This is a genomic window from Paenibacillus sp. GM2 (assembly GCF_900069005.2).
Lineage (GTDB): Bacteria > Bacillota > Bacilli > Paenibacillales > Paenibacillaceae > Fontibacillus.
The window spans coordinates 1,478,015-1,501,556 of record NZ_LN831279.1 but is presented as its reverse complement, the minus strand read 5'-3'; the positions used below and the strand labels follow the sequence as shown (position 1 = coordinate 1,501,556).

The following is a 23,542-nucleotide window of genomic DNA, read 5'->3' as shown; positions in this document are numbered from 1 at the left end:
GAACATGACCACTAGTACGCACCCCGCCGTGCTGCTTGAAATCAAGAACGTCCTGCTTGGATTTCGCTTTGTCGTCCAGCAGTAAATCGTCCACTCCCCGTTCCTGCCAATACGCCGGGCGGCATACGATATGCTCGTGGGAATACGTAAAACCCAGATCCTCTTTGCTGATATCTCCATGTAAAGTACGGATAAAACCCATATCGTTTCTCCCTCCACTCATTGTTAGACAAGCAACCGAAGGAATTGACCGCGTTTAGCAATAGTTGATCTTGCGGCTGCAATTCCTCCAGCTCCTCTGTATCTGTAATCTTCAGACAACCAAGTCGATAGGCCTCCCATTGGATTTTGCAATAGGATGGTCAAAAGAACAGTTTGGCCAGGAAATGCAGAATCGGCCCAATGATGAACATATCGGAGTCGGCGGCCCACATGGCCGTATCCGGCACTGTGGAGGCGATAAAGAACCGGACCATCAGGAACTGTCCCCAGGCAACAATCGTCGAAGTGATGAAACCGCCGATAACGGCCCCGCGAACACCGCCTGTCGAATTCCCGAATACCCCTGCTGTCGCTCCGTGGAAGAATAATACAATCATCGTTGGTACAAAAATGTAAGCAACGGTGTTGCCAAGCACCAGCAGCCAGATAATCGCACCCGCAAAAGCTCCCAGGAAACCGAGAACAACCGCATTTGGCGCATAAGGATAGACAACCGGCGCATCCAGTGCCGGTTTGGCACCTGGTACTAGCTTGGTAGCTATCCCGTTAAAAGCTGGCACCAGTTCGCCTACGAACATCCGGACTCCCATCAGAACGATTGCGATTCCGCCTGCGAAAGTGAACGATTGGATGATGGAGTAAATTATAAAGTTCTGGTCACCGGATTGTTGCATCAGCTCCGCAGCGGCCGGCGTGCCCTTCATCGATAAAATAATGGCCCCGATGAGGAATAAAACTCCCATGCTGAGCGCAGTAATGACGTTGGAATCGCGAAGAAACTCGAGGCCTTTCGGCACTTTGATTTTCTCGGAATCGTTGTTTTTGTTGCCAAACCATTTGCCGAACAAAGCTGCCAACAGCGCAACCGAGGCTGAGGTGTGACCCAGCGCAATACTATCGTTGCCTGTAATTTTACGCAGGAACGGCTGAACAAGCGCCGGCTGGAACGTCCAGTACACACCAAGGACAACAGCGATCATCAGAACCAGCTTCCAGATGGATATACCGCTGGCAGCATGAACGACAACCCCGGCAAAGATGGTCGACGTCCAGAACATCATGTGCCCGGTAAGATAAATGAATTTAAACCGGGTGAAGCGTGCCAGCAAGACATTGATCAAAAAGCCGATCAGCATCGCAAGCGTGACCGCGCTGCCGAATTTGGCATTGAACGCTTCCTGTCCGATGAAGGTGCCCAGGGTGCCGCTCTCCAAGCCGAACACTTCTTTCCACATCGGCTCGAATACGTTCAAAGCTTTCACGATGACATCAGAACCGGCCCCGATGATGAGGAAACCGATAATCGCTTTAAAGGTACCGCTTACAAGTTGGCTCGTTGATTTCTTCTGGAGCAGCAGCCCGATCAGAACGATAAATCCGAGCAGAATGGCAGGCGTTCCAAAAATGTTGGTGGCAATCCAAAAGAGTACGTCCATAAGCCCTCTCCCCTTCTAAAATGGTTTATTGCAACTCTTCCAATTTCTGTTTAATTTCGTCATTATCGAAATAGTTGTTGACAATAAGGATCTTGGCTGCATGTCCTTGAAGCCCTTGTGCCAATTCATTGCTTGTCAGGATATAGTCGGCAGCGGTTCCCGAGGCTGTTGAGACGTCCGTATGCTCAACATCAGCATGAATTCCCATGCCCCTCAGCACATTCTCTACATTCATTCTCAGAATCAAACTCGTTCCTTGACCCAGACCGCACACGCATAAAATTTTCATAATTCGCTCCTCCTAATGAGTTGTTGGATTGTTTCCACATCAGCTGCAAGCTTGAATTGTTCAACATTATCCGGACTGCTAAGCAAAGTGGTCAGCTTGCGCAGCATGGCGATATGCTCCGAACTTGAGGAGCCGCCGAGCGCAAAGATAAGCTGTACCGGATCGTTGGCAGCATGGCCAAAAATAACGGGCTTTCTCAAGCGAAGCAGCGAGACCGACGCTTCCTTCACCCCGTCCTCCGCGCGGGCATGCGGAAGCGCAATATGTGGCGCAAGCACAAAGTACGGGCCTTTGTCACGGTAAGATTCCACCATGGCGTCAGCATAACGTTCTTCCGCTGCTCCCGCTTTTGCCAGCAGCCCGCCTGCCAAGCGGATCGCTTCCTCGGCCGTTTCGGCCTCAACATCCAAGGCAATGAGTGACGGTTCCAAAAATTTCATTCTCATCTCTCCCGAATCCGGTATTCTAATTGGTGCTATGACCGGTTTGTATTTGTTTCAGTATCTGTTCTGTGGTCTTGGCCTCTTGCAATCGGATCAAATTTTTCTCTACTCTGAGCAGGCCCGTCAGCTCCGCCAGGGCTTTCAGGTGGGATTCGCCATCAATCGCTGCCAGTACCAGGACGACCCGGACCTGGTGGCGGGCTTCCTCCGAGAATGCGACGGGGCGTTCCAGCCGCAGCAGGCTGATGCCCAGCCGTTTGACCCCATCCTGCGGCTTTCCATGCGCAATCGCGATGCCTGGTGCAATGACGATGTAGGGACCCAATGCCTCCACCTTAGAGACCATTGCATCGATGTAATTTTCATCGATGTACCCGTCTTTCAGCAGCGGATCAGAGGCTTCACGTATGGCGCTTCGCCAGTCCTTCGTTTCTTGTCTCAAAGTGATCATCCGCTCTGTGAGCAGGTCTGACAGAGCGGGTTTGCGCGCTTCGCTAAGCCATGTTTTCCCTGCGGACAAGTAGTGGCCTAACTCCTCTGCAAGCCCCGATTCATCCTTCACAGCCGCGTATTTATGGACAATGTCCAACAGCGCTTGTACCGTGTGAACCTGAGTCCTGGATTTACGGCCGGAAACCATGTTGATCCGGTTCAGCAGATGCTCCTTATCCTTATCGCTAAGAATCGGATTCACCAAGAGAACCGGCACTTTGCTGTCCGGCAGTGGTACCGTTGAGAAAATAAAATCCACATCTTCCTCGGAGAACGATTCGAATTGTCGCAGCGACATAACTGCCGTGATATCCACAGATGAGAACAGGTTCTCCAATTGCGATTCCAGCATCCGCGAGGCGGAAATCCCGTTAACGCAGACGATGGCTGCTTGCCGCCTTACGGCCGGCTTCGTATTCTCTCTGCGCAGCCAGCCGCCGAAATGCATGGCGAGGTAGCCGATTTCGTTATCGTCAAGCTTGCGTCCCACCAGCTGCTCAAACGGTGCCGCCGATCGGCGGGTCAGCTCGAATACTTCTCTGTACTTGGACAGAATATTTTGAAGCAGCGGATTCTCCAGACCAAGCCCGTACAAGATCCGATAATAAGCCGGTTTCAAATGAACAAGCAGATGCTCCTCCATCACTTCCCGATTCGGCAAAAACACGCAGGCATACCGTTGGAAATCATCCGTCATCTGCCTGGTTGCGTTACGAAGCTGCTTCAGCACTTCTTCGGAACCGGTCAACTGGTCCATCCGATTGACCCTTGCTCCGAGCAGATGCATCGTAAAGTAGCAGACTTCCTCATCCGGAATCGATACACCGAACATTGGGCCGAGCGCTTCTGCCATATGGACAGCAGCTTCATACTCAGGCGTCCTCCGAAGCACGCTTCGTTCATCCTCGTCTATCGAAATCAACTGCCGGGCCTGAATCCGCCGGATATACAACAGGAAGCGTGCTGTCAAATGCTGCAGCATCTCGTCCGTCAAATCGGCTCCGAGCGTCGTCTCGCTATCGGAGATCAAGAGATAGACCCGCTTCAGGTCTCCGGCTCTCATCGGCGGAAACAGGATTGGGATAAGATCGGGGCTCCCTGATTGCTGGTTCAGGCTAAACGACTGCTCCCAGTCCGCGTTATCGAACATTTGCCCAAAATGATAACTCAAGCTCTTCCGCTTGTCCCGCTCTGCCCCGTGAATGCCATACCCCTGCTTGCGGTCATAGGTTACCTCAAGTTTCGCCGCCTGCATCTCCGATCGGACCTTATTCAGATCCTTTAGTGCGGTTCCTCGGCTCACCTGCAACAATTCGGTCAGATGATGAACGAAAATCGGTCCCTCTGCAGCCAACAGATAAAGCGATGTCCAGGCCAGCCTTTCTCGCGGGGACAAATAGTACTGCTGGGCTTGGGGTTTAGCCGTCAGCTGCAGAAGATCGGCCCGACTTTCATCAGGCAAATAGTAGCCTGCCGTCCTGACATATTTGACAGGTGGAAGATGAACCGCTTTTAACCAATCGTTTATTTTTTCCATATCATAGTAAACGGTTCGCCTGGAAATACCGAGCTTCTGCATCAGTTCCTCCAGCGATACATAATCGGCAGCCTCATGAAGCAGTGTCAAAATCTTGGTGCTGCGTTCATCCAGAATACGGCATCAACTCCTTTGCCGTTTAGTGTCGTGCTTATTGCAACTTGATTATACCTAGAGGCTATAAAGGAAGGACAGTTCAATTGATGGAGAGCCTTTTGTGCAAAAGTGGACGCAAGTGTTTAATACTCCCCGGTAACAGCACTCTTGGCCTTGGCTGGATTCTTTACTGCCATCCCTAGGAATGTTGAGCTGCGATCGAAGACAGCACTCCTTCGAATGATCAGGTCGACAGCCATCTAAGCCTGCGCCGTACACCCATTGCGCGCACAAGGAGAAATGTGCGATGTACGTCTGTGGATATCCAATCCTGCACATGGCATATCGCGGTGGCATATCGTGGGGGCAATCACGGCAGCATTCGGTTATTCACTTATCCGACAGCAAAAAAAGCCGCCGGCGTACAATATCTGTCAGATTGAAAATGCGGAACCATAAGAAGCCACTTTAAGGCTCATATGTCAAAAATGACATTTCAATTTTAGAGAAAAGTAACCCAATTGCTTGCCAATGTGACTATGATGTAGACTATGAATTGACATAAAAATACATGTATCTTACATGGCTAAAGGAGTGGATCTACAATGAACTTGAATGTTTCAGCCAAAAAAGCATGGGCCTCTATCGCGATCGCAGGTGTTATCGGCATAGGTACAACAATGGTAAGTGGCCTAGTTCCTCCAGCACATGTGGCACAAGCCGCAGCGGCGGCAAGTCAGAATAGCGAAGATGCTGCACAAGCCCTCAAAACATTGAACAGCTTCTATAAACCTGCCTTGAAAGGCCAGTTCCCCGGATCTGTAAGCAATCTGACGGTGGGAAAAACGACGCGGAAAGAGGTTATTAAAGCGATTGGCGAGCCTTCGGAAGCGCGCAAAAATGCCAGCGGCTATGACATTTACAATGCAGAAATGGGACATCCCGGCTACGCCTTCTCCTATAAATCCGATAAAATCCGCGAAATCCGTTATTTTGGCACCAATGTAGAGCGGCAAACAAATATCGGTGGAATTACTATGAGCATGCTGAAAAAGAATTGGTTTGCTCCTAATTCCACAACGACCATCAAGAACGGCAAGCTAAAGCAAACGAAGCTTACTTATATTCGTGGCGAATATAAATTGGAATTTATTTTTAACAGCAGCAATGATCTGGATCACATCAATCTATTGGCCAAATAAGTGATGCCTATGGGCAAAATGTATTTTGACCCTGAATAAGTGCTATAATATAGGCGTTTAAGATAACTTCCAAATTTCACTACCGGGAAAGGAGAGGTATTTATGAATACCCAACAATTTGAGAGAGTTCATTCCGGGAAAGGCTTCATTGCAGCCTTGGATCAGAGCGGCGGCAGCACGCCCAAGGCTCTTCTGCAGTACGGAGTTCAGGAAGACAGCTATTCCAATGAGGAAGAAATGTACGTATTGGTTCATGAGATGAGAACGCGGATTATTAAGAGCCCGGCCTTCAACTCAGAGCATATTCTGGGTGCTATTCTGTTCGAGAATACGATGGATCGTACGATAGACGGGATGCACACGGCTGACTATCTTTGGGAAAAGAAAGGTATTGTACCTTTTCTGAAGATTGATAAAGGACTGGCTGAGCAAGAGAACGGTGTTCAGTTGATGAAGCCGATGCCTGAGCTGGACGAGCTGCTGAAGCGGGCGGTTCAACGCAATATCTTCGGGACGAAGATGCGCTCTGTAATTCATGAAGCCAATCCGGGCGGAATCAAGAAGGTCGTTGAGCAACAATTCGCCGTCGGCAAGCAGATCATTAAGGCCGGATTAGTACCGATTATCGAACCGGAAGTGGATATCCATAGCAAGGATAAGGAAGTGTCTGAACAGCTATTGAAGGATGAGATTTTGACTCAATTATCCAAGCTTGATCCAGATGACAGAATTATGCTGAAGCTCTCCATTCCAACGCAAAATAATTTCTACAGCGACTTGATGTCTGATCCGCATGTCGTAAGAGTCGTCGCCTTGTCCGGCGGCTATTCCCAAGCCGAGGCTAACGACAAACTGGCCCATAACCATGGACTGATTGCCAGCTTCTCTCGCGCTCTGTCCCAGGGATTAACTGCACAGCAGAGCGATGAGGAATTTAATGCGATGCTTGCCAAATCGGTTCAGGACATTTACGAAGCTTCTATTCAATAAATACCCTATCAATCATTTTCTTATAGACTCAATCACAAAGGCCGGATATACCTCTAGAGGCATACCCGGCCTTTCATCTTTAGATGATATTCGGTTAATTATTAGTAACCCAGGATACTCTTCGTATTATTGAAAACCTCATTAGCCATTTGGGTGTAATTCGTACTTCCATTGGCTTCCGTAGTGGATACGAAATTATCCCAGTTCGTTAGAGGCTCTTGACCCGTAATAAACTTCAGGGTCATTGTACTGATATAATCCATCAGCGGAGTCGAGATCATATTCATTTGCTCGCTCTGGTCAGCCGTTGCCATGATCGGCGGCTGGATCGGACGCGGCTGACGGTATTTAAAGATACGGTTATAGTAATCCTTTTCTCCGTCTGTGAACTTCGACCATCTCAGGTCGTTAGAACCGCCATAAGCAAATACGCCTCCACCAAAGCCAAAGTCAACATTCAACTTCTTGGGAGCGGTAGGATTTATTCCATTATAAGTAATATCCGGATTCAGTACGATAGTACCGTCCGCATCCTTAGTATAGGTTTCCCCTTCAACACCCCATAAGCTGAGCGTCTGTCCTTCATCAGAATACCAGAGCCAATCGACAAAGCGCAGCATCTTGATAAACTTTTCTTCGCCCAAATCATTAAGCGCATTTTGTGAGATCATAATACCGTTCTCCAAGCGGGAGTTTTCAACCTGCAGCAGGCCTTTCGGTCCACCCGGCTGAACAATCATATACAACTCAGCGTTCGGGTCCTGCATTTTGGCTTGATAATCGACCATTAATTGGTAATTGGCATTAATCACATAGCTATCGCCTTTGAAGAACTTGGCTTGAGCTTGATCATCTTCTTGTGTAAAGGACTCAGGATCCATCAGCCCTTCCTTGATCAGCTTATTGAAATACGTTACAAATGCTTTGTAATCCTCCGAGGCATCCGCGAAGTAAAATTCCTTCTTGTCCTCGTCAAATTTCAGGCCGTTGGCTTTACCCCAGCCAGCTGTTACCCCGTATTCTACAGCAGCAATATTCAGGCTAGAATCGCCTTTGAATGCATCGGAGAATACATATTTGGCCCCGGTATACTCTTTTACTTTCTTCAGAGCTTCATAGAAATCCTCATAGGTCCAGTTCCCTTCCTGAGCTGCTACATCAACGCCCGCCGCTTCAAAGACGTCTTTCCGAATAGCGTAGGAATATCCGCTACCCGCTCCTTCCCACATGCCAGGAAGAACATAATATTTACCGTCTGCCTGCAGTTTGGATTTTAAATCCGCTTCAAGTCCCCAGTCTTTTACAGCCTTCATATAGTTCGGCATATATTGTACATAATCGCTAATAGGTACAATTTGTCCGCCAGCAACAAATGGAGTCTCATCATAAGTTTTAGGAATGATATAAGGAGCATCGCCACTGTTGATAATCAGTGCCTTTTGGTTATCATATTCTGTTCTGGCTGTAAGCGACAAATCAAAGCTAACATTCGTTTTTTCCTTAATTGAACTCCAGAGTCTCCAGTCCTTTTGGTAAGGATAGTTCTCGTGGTCGCTATACATCATGGAATAGGTGACGGGTTCGTCGGAATGGAAGGTTTGATCCTCCCCAAATTGGTAATCCAGCGTTGCTTCTGTACCTTTATTGTCAGCTGAATTGTTTGGTGTGTCTGTAGCCGGCGGCGTATTGGATGCCCCTTCGTTTTTGCCCCCACCGCAAGCGGCCAAGCTGAACGCCAAGACTATCACCATAAGAACCCCTATTGCTCTGTTAAACTTTTTCATAGCCTTCCTCCTTCATTATTTTTGAAGCTTAACCCGGCTTTATTTTTCTGGCTAAGTTAAGGCTCCCTTTATATTACGGAGATTACTGCAACGCGAGGTTTCACGTGTGCAGAATTTCCGAACATAAACCGCTTACCCTTTTACAGAACCGATCATCATCCCTTGTACGAAGTATTTCTGCACGAAAGGATACACGCAAATGATCGGCAATGAGGTCAGAACCATCGCGGCAGACTTTACCGTCGCGGCTATCTGATTTTGCTGTTCGGCGGTCGCTCCGACTTCCGTTGGACTGATTGCATTCTCAATGAGCTGGCGCAAATATAAAGCTACAGGCCATTTATCCTTCGTCTGCAAATAGAGGGAAGGTCCGAACCAGCTGTTCCATAACCCTACGACGACGAATAACATAATCGTTGCCAGGATCGGTTTGGATAGCGGAAGCGTAATTTTCAGGAATATACCAAATACATCAAGTCCGTCCACCTTGGCTGCTTCCTCCACTTCATTGGGAAGGCTGGCAAAAAAGGTCTTCATCAGAATCACGTTAAAGGCGCTAATCGCTCCCGGAATGACGATCGCCCAGATGGTATCCCGCATTGCCAACGTCTTTGCGATCAAAATATAATTGGGAATCAACCCTCCGCCAAAGTACATGGTAAAGATGACGAAAGGGATGAAAAATTTATTCATTCTCAACCGATCCTTCGACAGCGGGTAGGCCATAACTGCCGTGGCAGCTACTGAAATCACCGTCCCTACTACGGAGTACACAATGGTATTGCCGTAATAACGGAAAAAATCCGGCTTGCTCAAAATAACCTGATAGGTTTGAGAGGTGAAGTCTACCGGATAGAAGCTTACCTTGCCTGCGTATACGGCTGCTTCCGAACTGAAGGACTGGGCAACCAAATAAACAAAAGGATATAAGGTCATAAATACGACCAGAGTCATAACAATGGCATTAAAAATTTGAAACGCGCGATAGGAAAATGATAGCTTCAAGTCGTCCGCCTCCTTCTACCACAAGCTTGATTTTGTCGTCTTCTTGGATATTTGGTTCGCTGTTGTGACCAAGATCAAACCAAGGATGCCTTCGAATAACCCGACTGCGGTAGCGTAACTAAAGTTACCGCCCTTAATCCCGAGCCGATAGACATATGTGGAGACAACATCAGCTGTTTCATAAATTAAAGGATTGTACAAGAGCACAATTTTCTCGAAATTCGAGCCTAAGATGCCGCCAATATCCAAAATTAATAACGTCATAATCGTTGGCAGAATTCCGGGGATCGTAACATGCCAGGCTAGCCGGAAACGGCTTGCGCCATCTATTTTGGCCGCTTCATACAGCTCTGTGTTTATTCCAGTCATCGCGGCCAAATACAAGATTGTTCCCCAGCCAAGTCCTTGCCACAGGCCCGAGGTGACATATATTGTCGGGAACCACTGCGGCAAAGAAATGAAAGGAATTTTCTCAAAACCGAAATTAGCCAGAATGGCGTTAATCGGTCCGGACATCGAGACCATTTCCTTGATCATACCTGCGACAATAACCATGGAAATGAAGTGTGGCAAATAAGACACGGTCTGAACGAATTTTTTCAGCCTCAGCTTGACGATTTCATTAAGCAGCAAGGCAAATCCAAGCGTTAATGGAAACTTGAAGATCAAATAGGATGTACTAAGCACCAGATCGTTCTTGATCGCTCTCCAAAAAGATGGATCCTTAAAGAACATTTTGAAATAAGTAAATCCGACCCATTCTGTTCCGAACAGATTAGGTCCCCCCCTGTACTTTCGAAAAGCAATAATATTGCCGAACATCGGGAGATACTTGAAAATAAGAAAGTAGATGACCGGGATCACCAGAAATGAATACAGCTTCCATTCCTTTCTAACATGCTTCCATAACGGTTCTAAATCCACTGTCTTATTGACGTGCTTCCGTAGTGGCTCTATTCCTGTTTCATTGTTACGGAATGCCATACCATCACCTTTCCTTCATGCATATTGTCGGTTCTATCACCCAGATTGAAGTTCTGTCTTGCTCTTAAACTTCTATATTCAGCTCTGAGGTCAGCTTGAATTCCGCCGGTTGCTTCCCTGTAAGCGCACAGCTTCTACTATCCGGACCAGAGCTGCCTACATATACGGCATATGATCCGGGCCGCACTCTTCTTCTGCCCTCCTCATCGTACAGAGCAAAGGCCTCAACGGGCAGGTGAAGTGTTAATTCCATACTCTCCTGCGGCTGCAGGTGAACTTTGCGGAACGCTTTGAGCTGAGCATTCGGCGTTTCTTCCCGCTCCGCCTTGACATATACTTGCAGTACTTCACCACTCGCCATACTACCTTCATTCTTGATCGTAGTCGTTATCGACACACCTTCTTCCTTAATCCTTTCTTGATCCATTTTCGTATTTAAAATGGTGAAATCTGTATAGGACAGTCCGTATCCGAAAGGATACAACGCTTCTTGCTCCATGTAGCGGTAGGTCCGATTTTTCATCGAATAATCCGTAAATTCCGGCAATTCCTCTGTCGTCCTGTAGAATGTAATCGGCAGCTTCCCTTCTGGCGAGAACTCCCCGAAGATCGCTTCGGCTATCGCGCGGCCCCCCTGTGCACCCGGATACCAGCCCTGAAGAATAGCTGGCACATATTCATCAGCCCATGGGATGGCGAGGGCGCTGCCGGATAATACAACCAGAACGACCGGTTTGCCGCTCTCATAGGCCGTTCGCAGTACCTGTTCCTGAAGTCCAGGCAAGTTCAAATCCCTCTTGTCCCCACTGGCATACTGGTTACCAGTATCGCCCTCCTCGCCTTCCAATCCGGCATCCAGTCCCAAGCAGACGATAACGACGTCGCTTTCCTTGCAAACCCCCTTCACTTCGGCGTTCCGGTCATTCTTTAGCCCCAGACCACTTATTTTTTCATGATGTAAATGACAACCCTCGGAATATAACACACGGGCACTATCCCCTACATAATCCTGTATACCTTCAAGAATTGTGATATATCGAGATGCTGTTCCTTCGTAATTGCCTTCGAGCGCTCGCCGATTATTTGCATTTGGACCGATAACCCCGATCGTAGTCAGCTTCGATTTATCTAAGGGCAGCAGCCCATTCTCATTTTTCAGCAGCACCAGCGATTCCCTCGCCGCTTTGCGGTTTAATTGCTGCATCTCCGCTGAATCCACTTCAGTGTATTTTATCGACGCAAACGGAACTATCTCCTGTTCATCGAACATCCCCAGCTTCATCCTTGTCGTGAAGAGGCGGATAACCGCTTGGTCGATTTGGGCTTCGTTTACAAGTCCTTGCTTGACCGCATCGAGAAGGAATACGAATAGACTTCCGCAATTCAGATCACAGCCTCGATTTACCGCCAGTGCAACTGATTCAATCGCGTTAGCAGTAACTTGATGATGCTCGTGGAAATCCCGGATCGCCCAACAATCCGACACGACATGACCATCAAATTGCCATTGGCCTCTCAAGATTTGCTCAAGCAGCAGCTCGCTGCCGCAGCATGGTTCACCGTTGGTCCGATTGTATGCGCCCATCACGGCCTCTACCTTTGCTTCTTCAACGCAGGCCTGGAACGCCGGCAAATAGGTTTCATATAGATCCTGAGTGGAGACCACGGCATTGAATTGATGGCGCAAATCCTCAGGTCCCGAGTGGACGGCAAAATGCTTCGCGCAGGCAGCAACCTTTAAATAATTCTCATCATGGCCCTGCAGGCCTTGTATAAAACGGACTCCTAATCTTGAGGATAGATATGGGTCCTCTCCATAGGTTTCATGCCCTCTCCCCCAACGCGGATCACGGAAAATATTCACGTTTGGCGCCCAGAAGGTCAGTCCTTTATAAATATCCGTATCCTCAAATTCCTGCTGCATATTGTACTTCGCTCGAGCTTCCGTTGCGATCTTATCTGCGACCTCTTCCAGAAGCTCCTCATCAAAAGTAGCTGCAAGCCCAATTGCCTGTGGAAAAACCGTTGCAACCCCTGCCCTCGCAACCCCATGAAGCGCTTCATTCCACCAGTTATAGGCCTTCACATTTAAGCGCTTGATCGCCGGTGCGGCATGCAGCATTTGATGCACTTTCTCATCAAGGGTCATTTGCGCGACCAAGTCCTCGGCTCGTTTCTTAAACTTTAAAATTTTATCGCTGTTATTAACCATTTCTGTCATAGCACACCATCTTTTCCCGTTTTTTAAAGTAATCAAAATAATTGGAAAAAACAATATTTGCATGTTATGATTTGCTTGCTAAACAGTCATTTTGGTGCTTTAATTCATTTTAGATTTAAATGTATGCGGTTTCATAGGCTATATTATAACGACTTTATGTTTGTGGTTCTTCGTGAATTTAGCTCTCGACTTCTCAAATATTGCTAAATTTGTGCTAAGTTCACTTAAGCAATTGTTGGTGGGGTCTCTTTGATTGGATTAGGTTTGTCAATTATCTGACCAAAGTAAAGGATGGAATGCTAATGATTGAGTTTCTGAACGGAGCCAAAGAAACCGTCTCATATCGCGAACATTTTGGAATACGTATTTATTTGAACCAGGAGGCTGAGGATTATCCAATCCATTGGCACACGGCTGCGGAAATTATTATGCCGCTCGAAAATGTTTATACGGCCGCTATCAACGGTACGAAGTATGTGCTTCATCCCAATGATATCCTCGTCATCCCTTCGGGGGAGCTGCATGAACTTTTTGCTCCAAAATCGGGCAAACGGATCATTCTTCAATTCGACTGGTCCCTGCTGTATAACTTGGCCGGATTTGACTCGACATTCCATTTGCTTCGCCCTTGCCTAATCGTTACTTCCAGTGAGAATGAAGAGCTGCATGGCGTTTTGAGACCGCTTCTGGAACAATTAATCGATGAATATTTCAGCAGCTCGGTACTGAAGGAAGCCTCTGCTTATTCTCTGTTAATTCAGCTCTTTGTAGTGCTTGGACGAAACTTCATGAACCAGGAACATCGCCTTTTGAACAGCAGCAGCCAGAAGCAGCACAAATATATCGATAAACTTCTGCAGGTTTGCAATTATATGAACGAGCATTGTACTGAGGATATTCAGGTCGAGGATCTTTCGAAGCTGGCTGGCTTCAGTAAATTTCACTTCATGCGCTTGTTTAAGCAATTTATAGGAATGTCTTATTACGACTATCTCAACCAGCATCGAATCATGCATGCGGAAAAACTGCTGATTGACCCTAATTTATCCGTGATGGAGATCGCTATGAGCTCAGGCTTCGGAAGTCTGCCCACTTTTAATCGGGTGTTCAAAAAATATAAGAAGTGTACTCCCACTGAGTACAAATGCCTCCAAGGCAACCATCCGCCGCGGTAATAGATGCCTAAAATACACTGGATAAAGGAGCTTAACTCCGATGAGTCAGAATACAAAATTCAACAATGACTGGTTTTTTGCCAAAATGCCTCTTCATACAAAGCTTGAGACGGTATTGTCCGGCAGTATAAGTTGGTCCTCTGTCACCCTGCCCCATGACTGGCTAATTTATGACACACATCATCTGTATGAAAGTGGAGAGGGCTGGTATCACAAGACCTTGTTACTGAACGAGTTAGTGCCAAATAACTACATGTCGCTTTGTTTTGAAGGCGTCTATATGGACTCTTCTCTCTATGTTAATGGCCATCTTGCCGGGACCTGGAAATACGGATATTCCACTTTTGAAATAGACATCACTCCCTACATAACTTCAGGCAGCAATGAAATATATGTCCGGGTCGTTCATGAATCTCCTAACTCGCGCTGGTATTCAGGGGCGGGAATCTATCGAAATGTATGGTTGAAAACTTATTCCGAAGCTCATATCGTTCCTTACGGGGTTTATATCTCGGCGCAGAAGCAACAAGATGACAGTGGCTCCTGGACCGTAGAGATCGATACTGAACTGAGATTACGCGAGGTTTCAAGTCCAGCAGCGATGAGGAAGACGATGATTCAGCATACGATTCGGGATGAAGCCGATGTAAAAATTGCCCAGATAGAGACTGAAGTTGCATGGGAAGACGGACAGACAGTCCCCATTCCCTCTTCTATTTCCGTCCGTAGGCCAATACTTTGGGATCTCTCGCAGCCCTACTGCTATACACTGAAAACCGAGCTGTTTGTCGAAAATAAACTGGTGGATACCGAGATCAACCGCTTTGGCTTCCGAACTATGGAATTTGACAGCCAACGCGGCTTCTTCCTCAACAGCCAGCCGGTTAAGCTTCACGGCGTTTGCCAGCATCATGATCTCGGTTGCCTGGGCGCTGCTGTGAATAAAGCAGCCCTGCAGCGACAGATTTCACTCCTGCAGGAAATGGGTGTCAATGCGATCCGCACCGCTCATAATATGCCTGCCGTTGAGCTGATGGAGCTAGCCGATCAAATGGGCGTGTTGATCGTCTCGGAAGCTTTTGATATATGGGAACGCCCAAAGACAACCTATGATTATGCGAGATTTTTCCCGGAATGGTGGAAAAAAGATGTAGCGAGTTGGATTCGCCGGGATCGAAACCATCCGAGTATGCTCATGTGGAGCATCGGGAATGAAATTTATGACACCCATGCCGATGAGCGAGGGCAGGAATTAACGCGGCTTCTCCGAGATGAAGTGCTTCTGCACGATCCGAAAACCAATGCGGTGATTACGATTGGCTCCAACTATATGCCTTGGGAAAATGCTCAGAAGTGTGCCGACCTGGTCAGGTTTGCCGGCTATAACTACGGGGAGAAGTACTATGATCTCCATCATAAGGAGCATCCGGATTGGATTATTTATGGCAGCGAAACCTCATCTACAGTGCAGAGTCGCGGAATCTATCACTTTCCACTGTCCCAGTCGGTGCTGTCCGACGACGATGAACAATGTTCTTCCTTAGGCAACAGTTCTACCAGTTGGGGAGCGAAGAGCACCGAGCGCTGTATTATGGATGACCGGGATGCCGTATATTCACCGGGTCAATTCATATGGACCGGCTTCGATTATATTGGCGAGCCAACGCCCTATCATACGAAGAATTCATATTTTGGACAGTTAGATACAGCTGGGTTCAAGAAGGATTCCTTCTACATCTATCAGGCGGAATGGACGGATTACAAAGTAAGTCCAATGGTTCATATTTTCCCGTATTGGGATTTCTCCACAGGTCAGATGATCGATGTTCGCGTCTGCTCGAACGCTCCGCGGATCGAATTATTCTTTAACGAAGTATCGCAAGGCATCGTTGATATTGATCATAAGTACGATCACAAGCTATTGGGAGAATGGAGGATTCCGTATCAAAAAGGGGTTCTGCAGGCGGTAGCCTACGATGAAAATGGCGCTCCGATTGCAACGGATATGAGATCCTCCTTCGGGGATGCGGCATCCCTTGTCATGATGCCCGACAGAAATACGATAACGGCCGATGGTTCTGACCTGATATTTATTGAAATTTCAGCCGTCGATCAGGATGGGATTCCGGTGGAAAATGCAAATAACCGTGTACATATCACGGTGGAAGGTTCCGGAAGACTTGTTGGCCTCGATAATGGCGATAGTACCGACTATGATCAATATAAAGGGACGAATCGCAGACTATTTAGCGGCAAGCTGCTAGCCGTCATTGCCAGCACCGCTGAGACCGGCTCCATTAGGGTTCATGCTGAATCCAGGGGGCTGAATCCTGCCGAGCTTGTCTTGATGGCCACTCCCCCGCAACCTTCAAAGGGTATAGCTCATGAATTATCGCTATATAGTTACACAAATGCAAATGCCGAAGAGCTGGAATCTCAGGCGCTGTCTAAGACACATGAACTTCTGACTTCTGAAATTCCGATACGCAAGCTGGAGATTATTTGCCCGGCAGGGAATCAATTATCAAAGGATAACCGATCCCTGCCGGTTAGGGTTCAGATCCATCCGAGCAATGCTACTTATCAAGAGGTTCAATGGAGAGTTACCAACGCAGGCGGTATAGATGCAAATATTGCTGCCCTAGATGCGAACGGGCACGAAGCGGTCATTACAGCTCTGGGCGATGGGGATGTCTATATCCGCTGCGCGGCGACAAATGGCTCCGATCATATCCGCCTCTACGCCTTGATGGAGTTCCATATCAGCGATCTGGGTCAAGCCTGCTTAAATCCATATGAGTTTGTATCCGCTGGCTATCATAGCGAGTCCAGCCTGAATTTGACAAACGGCAACGATCGTGGGGTTGCTACAGGTAGAGATGGAGAAAGCCGGATTTGCTTTGACAAGATCGACTTCGGAAGCTTCGGTTCCGATGAGATCACACTGCCTATCTTCTCGCTTGATGATACGGAGTTCCCTATTGAAATATGGGAAGGCATCCCTGGCGAGGCCAATGCGGCCTTGTTGACTACGGTAACCTATCAAAAACAGTCCATATGGAATGTCTATCAGGAGGAGACCTACCGTCTGCCCCGACGATTAAAGGGGGTTACCTCCCTCTGCTTCCTTCTGCGGCGTAAAATTCATCTCAAAGGCTTCAAGTTCAAGAAACCAATGAAGGCGTTCGAACCGTTAAGCGTGCTTGAGAATGATCGTATCTATGGTGATTCCTTTGCCCTAACGGAAGATTCGATAGAGAAGATCGGCAACAATGTATCGCTGGTGTTCGAGGATATGGACTTCGGGGAAGCGGGAAGCAACAAGCTGGTCATTTGCGGGCACTCCCCGCTCGACATGAACACCTTGCATATTCAATTCAGCGGTCAAGATGGGGATAGCAGGCAGATTGTGGAGTTCGCTTATTCCGATGATTATTGCGAGCGGGAGTTCATTTTGGAACGGATAACGGGTTTTCAAACAGTAACCTTTGTATTCCTTCCAGGCAGCCAGTTCGATTTTAAGTGGTTCCAGTTTCATCGATAAGCTTTTATTTAGGTTGATTCGAATTCTCCAAAAGGAGGATGGTACAAGAGAGGAATTGTGCAAAGAAAGCAAACTGGCGGAATACGAAATTGAATCCATCCATATGAATATATTCACATTTGGGAGACACCAAACCGGTTGGCCCGTGAAGCATACAAACGAAATGAACCGCGGGGAATTTCAGCAAGTATACGGCAGAAGCCCGAACGGTCAAAAATATAGGCAGCCTATCCTCTCGGGCAAGCAAAGGGGTGTCTCCAAGCTGAAAAAACAGCTTGTGAGACACCCCTGCAATTATTAATTCACCTTAGTAAAATACCACTTCTGCGCATCCGTTCCATTATCGGTCCATTGCTGCACGACTGCTCCGTCAGCCGTAGAGGATCCGGATACATCCATTACAAGCCCGCTAGCTTTAGACACTAGCTTGTAATAACCTCCGCCGACATCAACCAGCTTCCATCGCTGCGCGCTGGTGCCGTTGTCCGTCCATTGCTGTAGCTGTACGCCTCTTGTGGTGCTTGAGCTAGGCACATCCAACACTTTGCCGCTATGCATAGCCGTGAGTTTATAATATCCATCCCCTGTACTCTCCACTTTGAAGCGTTGGTTGCTCGCGCTGTAATTCGTCCATTGCTGCATTTTGGCGCCATCCGCTAAGGAGACATCGGTTACATCCAGCACCTTGCCGCTTACCTTGGAGGCGAGCGTGTAGATGCCGCCGCTGATAATATTCGATGAATTGGACTGTTGATATACCCTTACATAGTCAACAAGCATTTGGGACGGGAAAGGCGTTGATCCGTTCGGACTACCTGGCCAGTTGCCGCCGACGGCCATATTTAACAGAATGAAGAACGGCTTCTGAAATTCCTCGGTATTTCCCGTTCCGTTCTGAATGTAAATTTCGTTGTACTGGTTGCCATCTACAAACCAACGGATGTAATTGGCATCCCATTCTATGCTGTACGTATGAAATTGCGAGAAATCCAGATTGCCCGATATATTCCCGTAACTTGCATAGCCGTTCGCATCCCAGTGTACGGTTCCGTTCACATAAGGATTGTTGTTAACCCGCTCCATGATATCGATCTCACCGCTTGCCGGCCAGCCGACAGAAGTTATGTTCGAGCCGAGCATCCAGAAGGCGGGCCATAACCCTTGACCTGAAGGAAGCTTGATGCGGGCCTCCACCTTGCCATACGTAAAATTCTGCAGGCCTTGTGTCTTGATTCTTGCCGAGGTATAGTTCATTCCCCCATACGATTCCTTCTGCGCAGTAATCACCAGATTACCACCCGTTACCTGCAAATTTTGCGGCCGGCTTGTATAATACTGCAGTTCATTATTGCCCCAACCGCCACTGCCGGTACCAATCTCAGCCGTCCAATTGGCGGAATTCAAGGATGAGCCGTTAAATTCATCGCTCCAGACCAGGTTCCAATCAGCTGCACTTGTCTTCATCGTAGGCACAAAAGCAATCAGGAGAGTAAACACCAGAAATAAACACAGTTTTTTCCCATGTCTTAACATGACACTCGCTCCTTTGTTTGGAAGATTGCCTTGCTCATCTACACACACGCCCGCGCAGCGTGTTTTGGACCCTAAACCGGTTTCGAATTATGCTAAATGATAGCGCTATCTTTTATGTCATTTCCATTATAAGGGTATAACTGTTGCTATTTCAACTTATTTTTTATATTTTTGGTAAAATAGAGAAATCCATTTTAAACGGCCTCCAAACGGATGGCCTCACGTATAATACACACTGCTGTCCCCTCATACTAACAATAGAAATTCCAACCAGAAGGATGTGGATCATATGAACGGACTAATGCAGTTCAATTTTTGGGAAATGATCTGGAGGACGACGATCACTTTCCTCGTCCTTCTCACCCTGGCCAGACTCCTCGGGGAAAAGCAGCTCGGACATCTTACCTTTTTCGATTATGTTACCGGCATTACGGTGGGCTCTATCGCAGCGGAGATCGTCGTTAGAAGAGACACTCATTTCCTCAACGGCATGGTAAGCTTGATATGGTGGGCTATTCTGGCGATTCTCATAAGCTATATAAGCTTGAAATCAAGTAAAGCCCGGATTTTAATGGACGGACAGCCGAAGATTATTATTAAACAAGGAAAAATCATGAGGGAAACGCTGAAATCGACCCGATTAAATCTGGATGATTTATGTATGATGCTGCGGGAGAAAGATGTGTTCAGTATACAGGACGTTCACTACGCTATCCTCGAACCTGATGGAAAAATCAGCGTGCTTAGAAAGGAGTTCAAACAGCCTGTAGCCAAGGGGGATCTGAACCTTCCTACTCCAAACTTCACTTATTTGCCTTCCGAGATCATTTCAGATGGAAAAATAATCAAAAAGAACTTAAAGGAATTAAACCTCGACGAAGCTTGGCTGCAACAAGAACTGCAGATAAAAGGAATCCATTCTACCGAAGAAGTGTTCTATGCCGAGGTGCAGAGTGACGGATCTCTGTTTGTTGATCGATATTAAATCCCCTCTTTACTTTTGCTATTTCCGGTGTATAATGCGGATACAAGTTCAATATTGCCTTTAAGGGACGTCGTTTACGATCATGCGTAAACAACGTCCCTTTATTTCGTGTATGGAGGTTAAAACCATGCTGGAGCGTCCAGGGCTTACGCTTATTGATCGAGCTATCATTATCAACGCCGATGACTTTGGAATAACACATAGTACAAATCAAGCCATAGCGGAATTGTTCGAAAATGATTCGATCACCTCATCTTCCCTCATAGTGCCGTGTGCCGCAGCCAACGAGGTACCTGAATTATGTGCCATGAATCATAAGATCAAGGTCGGAATCCATCTGACGCTGACTAGTATAGAGAACTATTCATTAAAGCCTGTATTTCAAGAGTATAATCTGGGCAGTCTGGTTACTAATGAAGGCTTCTTTCCTAAAGATCTTGTATCTGTCGAGAAGAATGCAAATCCCATTCAGGTAAAGGCAGAATTGGAGGCGCAAATATTATGGGCCCTTTCACATGGAATTGAGGTTACCCATTTGGATAGCCATGCCGGTTCAGTGATGGGTCTGGCGACAGGTCGTGATTTTCTTGAGGTTGTATTCGATTTATGCGAGAAGTATGAATTACCTTTTAATTTACCTTTACGGATAATAGATCAGCCTTTCTTCAGCAGAAGTCAAAAAAAATTTTTTGAACAAAGGATTCTTTCTGCGAAACGTCGTGGAATCGAATTTATTGATGATCTGATATCGCTCCCCTATTCTCTTGAACCCCGAGAAAATTACGATCAAATGAGAGACTGGTTGATCCGGCAGATTAAGTACTGCAAACCAGGTATTACACAAATCGTAGCCCACCCCGCCAAGGTGACAAAAGAGCTTCAGTCTCTGACTCCGCATTTCGAAAAAAGAGGGCTTGAATTTCTCCTATTTAACGATCCGCTAATCAAGCACACGCTTCAGAATAACCACATAAAACTAATATCATGGGAATATTTACGTTCCCTGCAGCGATCCAAGAAGCCGCCGTATTGACTTATTGGCAAATATACGTTAATTTTCAGACTAGCAGCACTGAATAGAACGCAATTGGAAAGGAACACGCACATGATTATATCTGATTATTCCGTAAAGTTTGAAGCTTTGCCTTCTTATAACCCTGAGCTTAAAAATGTGGTCGTTCTGGCGACCGGCGGGACGATTGCCGGCAGCGGAGAAGCGCATAAAACATTGAACTATGAGCCAGGTTCATTGCCTATAGAACATCTTCTGGACAGTGTGCCACATCTGAATGAGATCGCCAATTGCAGCGGCTTACAGATTAGCAATCTGTGCAGCGCTGACATTACTGGCTCGCACTGGCTGACCCTTGCTACCCTCATCAATGATCTGGCCCAAAGGGAAGATGTTCATGGTTTCGTCATTACCCATGGGACGGATACGCTTGACGAGACATCTTATTTCCTGAATCTTGTCGTCAAGACTGACAAACCCGTCATTATTACCGGTTCCATGCGCCCGGCTACCGCGATTAGCGCGGACGGTCCGCTGAACCTGTTCCAGTCCGTTGCACTGGCCGCGAATCCGGAGGCAATTGGCCAAGGAGTCATGGTCGTATTTGCAGAAGGCATCTACAGTGGCAGGGATGTGCAAAAGGTGAACACCTTCAAGGCAAATGCTTTTGACGAACGGGACTTCGGCTGCCTTGGCTATATGCGGGACCAGCAGGCTTTCTTCTACACCCGCTCGCTGAAGAAGCATACAACGGATGCCCAATTTGATATTTCGCAAATATCGGAACTGCCCGCAGTCTCTGTCGCTTATTTCCATGTCGATGCTGATCCGGGAATTCTGGATTATCTGGCTACGATCTCCAAGGGGATCGTCATCGCCGGCGCTGGCGGAGGCATTTACAGCAAGCCTTGGATCGATCGGGTCCGGGCTCTCAAGCACAATAATATTCCGGTAGTTCGCTGCTCGCGCATTTCCAGCGGGATTACTCTCAAGGATGCATATATTGACTTATCTGCCAATTCTATTCCTTGCAATAGCCTTGTGCCGCAGAAAGCCCGGATCCTTCTCTCTCTTGCGCTGATACAAACGACAGAATATCATGAAATTGCAGCCATGTTTGATGAATATTAATCGGGTTATGATCAATAAAATATACAAAGGCAGCCCTAATTTAAGCGGGCTGCCTTTTTCATTTACATAAACTGTTAATTGCGAAAATACTCTCTTAACGTAAATCTCCTACTATTAAACTTGTAGAACATACCTTAGGAGGGAAAATATGAAATCACATAAGACCAAATTGAAGCAAACCCTTGCAGCGACTGCCGCAGCAGCCATTCTTATCTCCGGTGCGATTTCCACACAAATCGCAAACCATGCAGATGCCGCATCCCCGCTCACGAAAAATGTCATTCTATTCGTTGGAGATGGAATGGGTACGGCCCAGCGCAATGCAATCCGATTGGCAACCGTTGGCCTTGAGGGCAAGCTGGCCATGGATGATATGCCTTATACGGGTCTAGTTCATACAAGCTCCACCGTTCCGGTAACAGATTCTGCTGCAGCCGCAACCGCTTTTGCCAGCGGCGTTAAGACATACAATGGCGCGATCGGCATGAACGCGGACAAGAAGAAAGTCAAGACGATTATGGAATATGCCAAGGAAGCCGGGAAATCGACTGGCGTCGTAACAACCAGTCAGGTAACGGATGCAACGGGCGCAGCCTTTGGCGCACATGTGGAGGATCGCTCCAAGCAGAGCGATATTGCTCTGCAGTTCATCACCGAGAGCAAGATCGACGTCATCCTCGGTGGTGGCGAGGACTTCTGGTACCCTGCCGGAAATCCCGGCAAGTTCAAGGATGAGCCTGCTGAAGATCCTTCCGAGAAGAGCAAGGGAACTCAAGGCAACCTTGTTAATAAAGCGAAGCAATTAGGTTATACCTATGTTTCCAGCAAAGAGGAGCTGCAAAAAACGAAGAGTGGTAAGCTGCTTGGCTTGTTTGCCAATGAGGAGATGTTCCAGCAAAATCCGGAAGGCGAAGGCGATATTTATAATCCGGTCGTCTCTCTGCCTGATATGACGAAGAAAGCGCTGGATACCCTCTCCACCAACAAGAAAGGATTCTTCCTGATGGTTGAAGAGGAAGGCACGGATGAATTTGCGCATGCCAATAACGCAAAAATGACGATCAAATCGGGCCAAGAGCTTGATAAAGCCGTTAAAGTTGCTAAGGAATTCGCCAAGAAAAATCCAGATACGCTCGTCCTTGTGCTGGCCGACCATGAGACAGGCGGCTTCTCGATCGAACCTGTGGACAGTGAGGATGAATCAGGAGATGGCATTTCTCAGGAGGACGGTCCTTTCGCTATCGCTAAATCGAAGCAAAACTTCGTGGTGGACTGGACGACATCCGGACATACGGCTGTGGATATTCCATTAACGGCAACAGGTAAAAATGCCGAACTATTCTCCGGAATCTACGAGAATACAGAGGTATTCAGCAAGCTGATGCAAGCTCTCGGACTAAAAGCGAAGAAATAACTTTGACGGACTCACTTTGAATAGCTCCTATGACAAATAGCCCTTTC

At 47.3% G+C, this 23,542-nt stretch carries 17 protein-coding genes and 1 pseudogene; 8 read left to right on the top strand and 10 right to left on the bottom strand.

Annotated elements, in window-relative coordinates:
* The 5 genes and pseudogenes from BN1360_RS16510 to BN1360_RS16490 form a co-directional block, all read right to left on the bottom strand.
* Positions 1–202: pseudogene (locus BN1360_RS16510) on the bottom strand (phosphotriesterase family protein); the annotation flags it as partial.
* A 160-nt stretch (positions 203–362) separates the two neighbouring features.
* Positions 363–1,658 (bottom strand): PTS ascorbate transporter subunit IIC, encoded by a 1,296-nt coding sequence (locus BN1360_RS16505; protein ID WP_068780945.1) that lies wholly within the window; start codon positions 1,656–1,658, stop codon positions 363–365.
* 25 nt (positions 1,659–1,683) lie between these two features.
* Entirely contained in the window at positions 1,684–1,947 is a 264-nt protein-coding gene (locus tag BN1360_RS16500) for a PTS sugar transporter subunit IIB (RefSeq protein WP_068780944.1), read from the bottom strand.
* Positions 1,944–2,387 carry a PTS sugar transporter subunit IIA gene (locus BN1360_RS16495; protein ID WP_068780943.1) on the bottom strand — a complete coding sequence of 148 codons (444 nt, stop codon included), beginning with the start codon at positions 2,385–2,387 and terminating at the stop codon, positions 1,944–1,946. The genes BN1360_RS16500 and BN1360_RS16495 overlap by 4 nt, the downstream gene beginning before the upstream one ends.
* 25 nt (positions 2,388–2,412) lie before the next feature.
* Positions 2,413–4,533, bottom strand: a complete 2,121-nt coding sequence (locus tag BN1360_RS16490; RefSeq protein ID WP_267490899.1) for a BglG family transcription antiterminator — start codon at positions 4,531–4,533, stop codon at positions 2,413–2,415.
* A 587-nt stretch (positions 4,534–5,120) separates the two neighbouring features.
* Here BN1360_RS16490 and BN1360_RS16485 point away from each other — a divergent pair.
* Both BN1360_RS16485 and BN1360_RS16480 read left to right on the top strand, forming a co-directional pair.
* Positions 5,121–5,717 (top strand): YjgB family protein, encoded by a 597-nt coding sequence (locus tag BN1360_RS16485; protein ID WP_068780941.1) that lies wholly within the window; start codon positions 5,121–5,123, stop codon positions 5,715–5,717.
* A 102-nt stretch (positions 5,718–5,819) separates the two neighbouring features.
* A complete protein-coding gene (locus tag BN1360_RS16480; protein WP_068780940.1) occupies positions 5,820–6,707 on the top strand; it encodes a fructose bisphosphate aldolase in 888 nt (295 codons plus the stop codon).
* A gap of 101 nt (positions 6,708–6,808) precedes the next feature.
* Here BN1360_RS16480 and BN1360_RS16475 read toward each other — a convergent pair whose 3' ends face one another.
* From BN1360_RS16475 to BN1360_RS16460, 4 genes are all read right to left on the bottom strand, one after another.
* Positions 6,809–8,491, bottom strand: coding sequence for an ABC transporter substrate-binding protein (locus BN1360_RS16475; protein WP_068780939.1), 1,683 nt, complete (start codon positions 8,489–8,491; stop codon positions 6,809–6,811).
* Positions 8,492–8,623: 132 nt separating this feature from the next.
* The gene (locus tag BN1360_RS16470) at positions 8,624–9,496 is read right to left on the bottom strand and encodes a carbohydrate ABC transporter permease (RefSeq protein WP_068780938.1); all 873 of its coding nucleotides are present in this window, start codon (positions 9,494–9,496) and stop codon (positions 8,624–8,626) included.
* Between the two features lie 15 nt (positions 9,497–9,511).
* Entirely contained in the window at positions 9,512–10,480 is a 969-nt protein-coding gene (locus BN1360_RS16465; RefSeq protein ID WP_068780937.1) for an ABC transporter permease, read from the bottom strand.
* A 64-nt stretch (positions 10,481–10,544) separates the two neighbouring features.
* Entirely contained in the window at positions 10,545–12,701 is a 2,157-nt protein-coding gene (locus BN1360_RS16460) for a glycoside hydrolase family 3 C-terminal domain-containing protein (RefSeq protein WP_068780936.1), read from the bottom strand.
* 302 nt (positions 12,702–13,003) lie between these two features.
* On the opposite strand from BN1360_RS16460, the gene BN1360_RS16455 reads away from it, so the two are divergent.
* Together BN1360_RS16455 and BN1360_RS16450 are read left to right on the top strand one after the other, a co-directional pair.
* The gene (locus BN1360_RS16455; protein ID WP_068780935.1) at positions 13,004–13,876 is read left to right on the top strand and encodes an AraC family transcriptional regulator; all 873 of its coding nucleotides are present in this window, start codon (positions 13,004–13,006) and stop codon (positions 13,874–13,876) included.
* Positions 13,877–13,916: 40 nt separating this feature from the next.
* On the top strand, positions 13,917–17,420 hold the full coding sequence (locus BN1360_RS16450; protein ID WP_068780934.1) for a glycoside hydrolase family 2 TIM barrel-domain containing protein: 3,504 nt from the start codon (positions 13,917–13,919) through the stop codon (positions 17,418–17,420).
* A gap of 297 nt (positions 17,421–17,717) precedes the next feature.
* Here BN1360_RS16450 and BN1360_RS16445 read toward each other — a convergent pair whose 3' ends face one another.
* Positions 17,718–18,953, bottom strand: coding sequence for an RICIN domain-containing protein (locus BN1360_RS16445; protein WP_068780932.1), 1,236 nt, complete (start codon positions 18,951–18,953; stop codon positions 17,718–17,720).
* A 289-nt stretch (positions 18,954–19,242) separates the two neighbouring features.
* Between BN1360_RS16445 and BN1360_RS16440 the strand changes: the two genes are divergently transcribed.
* From BN1360_RS16440 to BN1360_RS16425, 4 genes are all read left to right on the top strand, one after another.
* Positions 19,243–19,938 carry a DUF421 domain-containing protein gene (locus tag BN1360_RS16440; RefSeq protein ID WP_068780931.1) on the top strand — a complete coding sequence of 232 codons (696 nt, stop codon included), beginning with the start codon at positions 19,243–19,245 and terminating at the stop codon, positions 19,936–19,938.
* 82 nt (positions 19,939–20,020) lie between these two features.
* Entirely contained in the window at positions 20,021–20,971 is a 951-nt protein-coding gene (locus BN1360_RS16435) for a polysaccharide deacetylase family protein (protein WP_082790087.1), read from the top strand.
* 72 nt (positions 20,972–21,043) lie between these two features.
* A complete protein-coding gene (locus BN1360_RS16430) occupies positions 21,044–22,081 on the top strand; it encodes an asparaginase (RefSeq protein WP_068780929.1) in 1,038 nt (345 codons plus the stop codon).
* A 148-nt stretch (positions 22,082–22,229) separates the two neighbouring features.
* A complete protein-coding gene (locus BN1360_RS16425) occupies positions 22,230–23,495 on the top strand; it encodes an alkaline phosphatase (protein ID WP_068780928.1) in 1,266 nt (421 codons plus the stop codon).
* The last annotated feature ends 47 nt before the right edge of the window (positions 23,496–23,542 follow it).

Excerpts from the sequence above, each read along its gene's own strand:
- BN1360_RS16505 (WP_068780945.1), bottom strand. The coding sequence starts at position 1,658 with ATGGACGTACTCTTTTGGATTGCCACCAACATTTTTGGAACGCCTGCC.
- BN1360_RS16500 (WP_068780944.1), bottom strand. The coding sequence starts at position 1,947 with ATGAAAATTTTATGCGTGTGCGGTCTGGGTCAAGGAACGAGTTTGATT.
- BN1360_RS16495 (WP_068780943.1), bottom strand. The coding sequence starts at position 2,387 with ATGAAATTTTTGGAACCGTCACTCATTGCCTTGGATGTTGAGGCCGAA.
- BN1360_RS16485 (WP_068780941.1), top strand. The coding sequence starts at position 5,121 with ATGAACTTGAATGTTTCAGCCAAAAAAGCATGGGCCTCTATCGCGATC.
- BN1360_RS16480 (WP_068780940.1), top strand. The coding sequence starts at position 5,820 with ATGAATACCCAACAATTTGAGAGAGTTCATTCCGGGAAAGGCTTCATT.
- BN1360_RS16475 (WP_068780939.1), bottom strand. The coding sequence starts at position 8,491 with ATGAAAAAGTTTAACAGAGCAATAGGGGTTCTTATGGTGATAGTCTTG.
- BN1360_RS16465 (WP_068780937.1), bottom strand. The coding sequence starts at position 10,480 with ATGGCATTCCGTAACAATGAAACAGGAATAGAGCCACTACGGAAGCAC.
- BN1360_RS16460 (WP_068780936.1), bottom strand. The coding sequence starts at position 12,701 with ATGACAGAAATGGTTAATAACAGCGATAAAATTTTAAAGTTTAAGAAA.
- BN1360_RS16455 (WP_068780935.1), top strand. The coding sequence starts at position 13,004 with ATGATTGAGTTTCTGAACGGAGCCAAAGAAACCGTCTCATATCGCGAA.
- BN1360_RS16450 (WP_068780934.1), top strand. The coding sequence starts at position 13,917 with ATGAGTCAGAATACAAAATTCAACAATGACTGGTTTTTTGCCAAAATG.
- BN1360_RS16445 (WP_068780932.1), bottom strand. The coding sequence starts at position 18,953 with ATGTTAAGACATGGGAAAAAACTGTGTTTATTTCTGGTGTTTACTCTC.
- BN1360_RS16440 (WP_068780931.1), top strand. The coding sequence starts at position 19,243 with ATGAACGGACTAATGCAGTTCAATTTTTGGGAAATGATCTGGAGGACG.
- BN1360_RS16435 (WP_082790087.1), top strand. The coding sequence starts at position 20,021 with ATGCGTAAACAACGTCCCTTTATTTCGTGTATGGAGGTTAAAACCATG.
- BN1360_RS16430 (WP_068780929.1), top strand. The coding sequence starts at position 21,044 with ATGATTATATCTGATTATTCCGTAAAGTTTGAAGCTTTGCCTTCTTAT.
- BN1360_RS16425 (WP_068780928.1), top strand. The coding sequence starts at position 22,230 with ATGAAATCACATAAGACCAAATTGAAGCAAACCCTTGCAGCGACTGCC.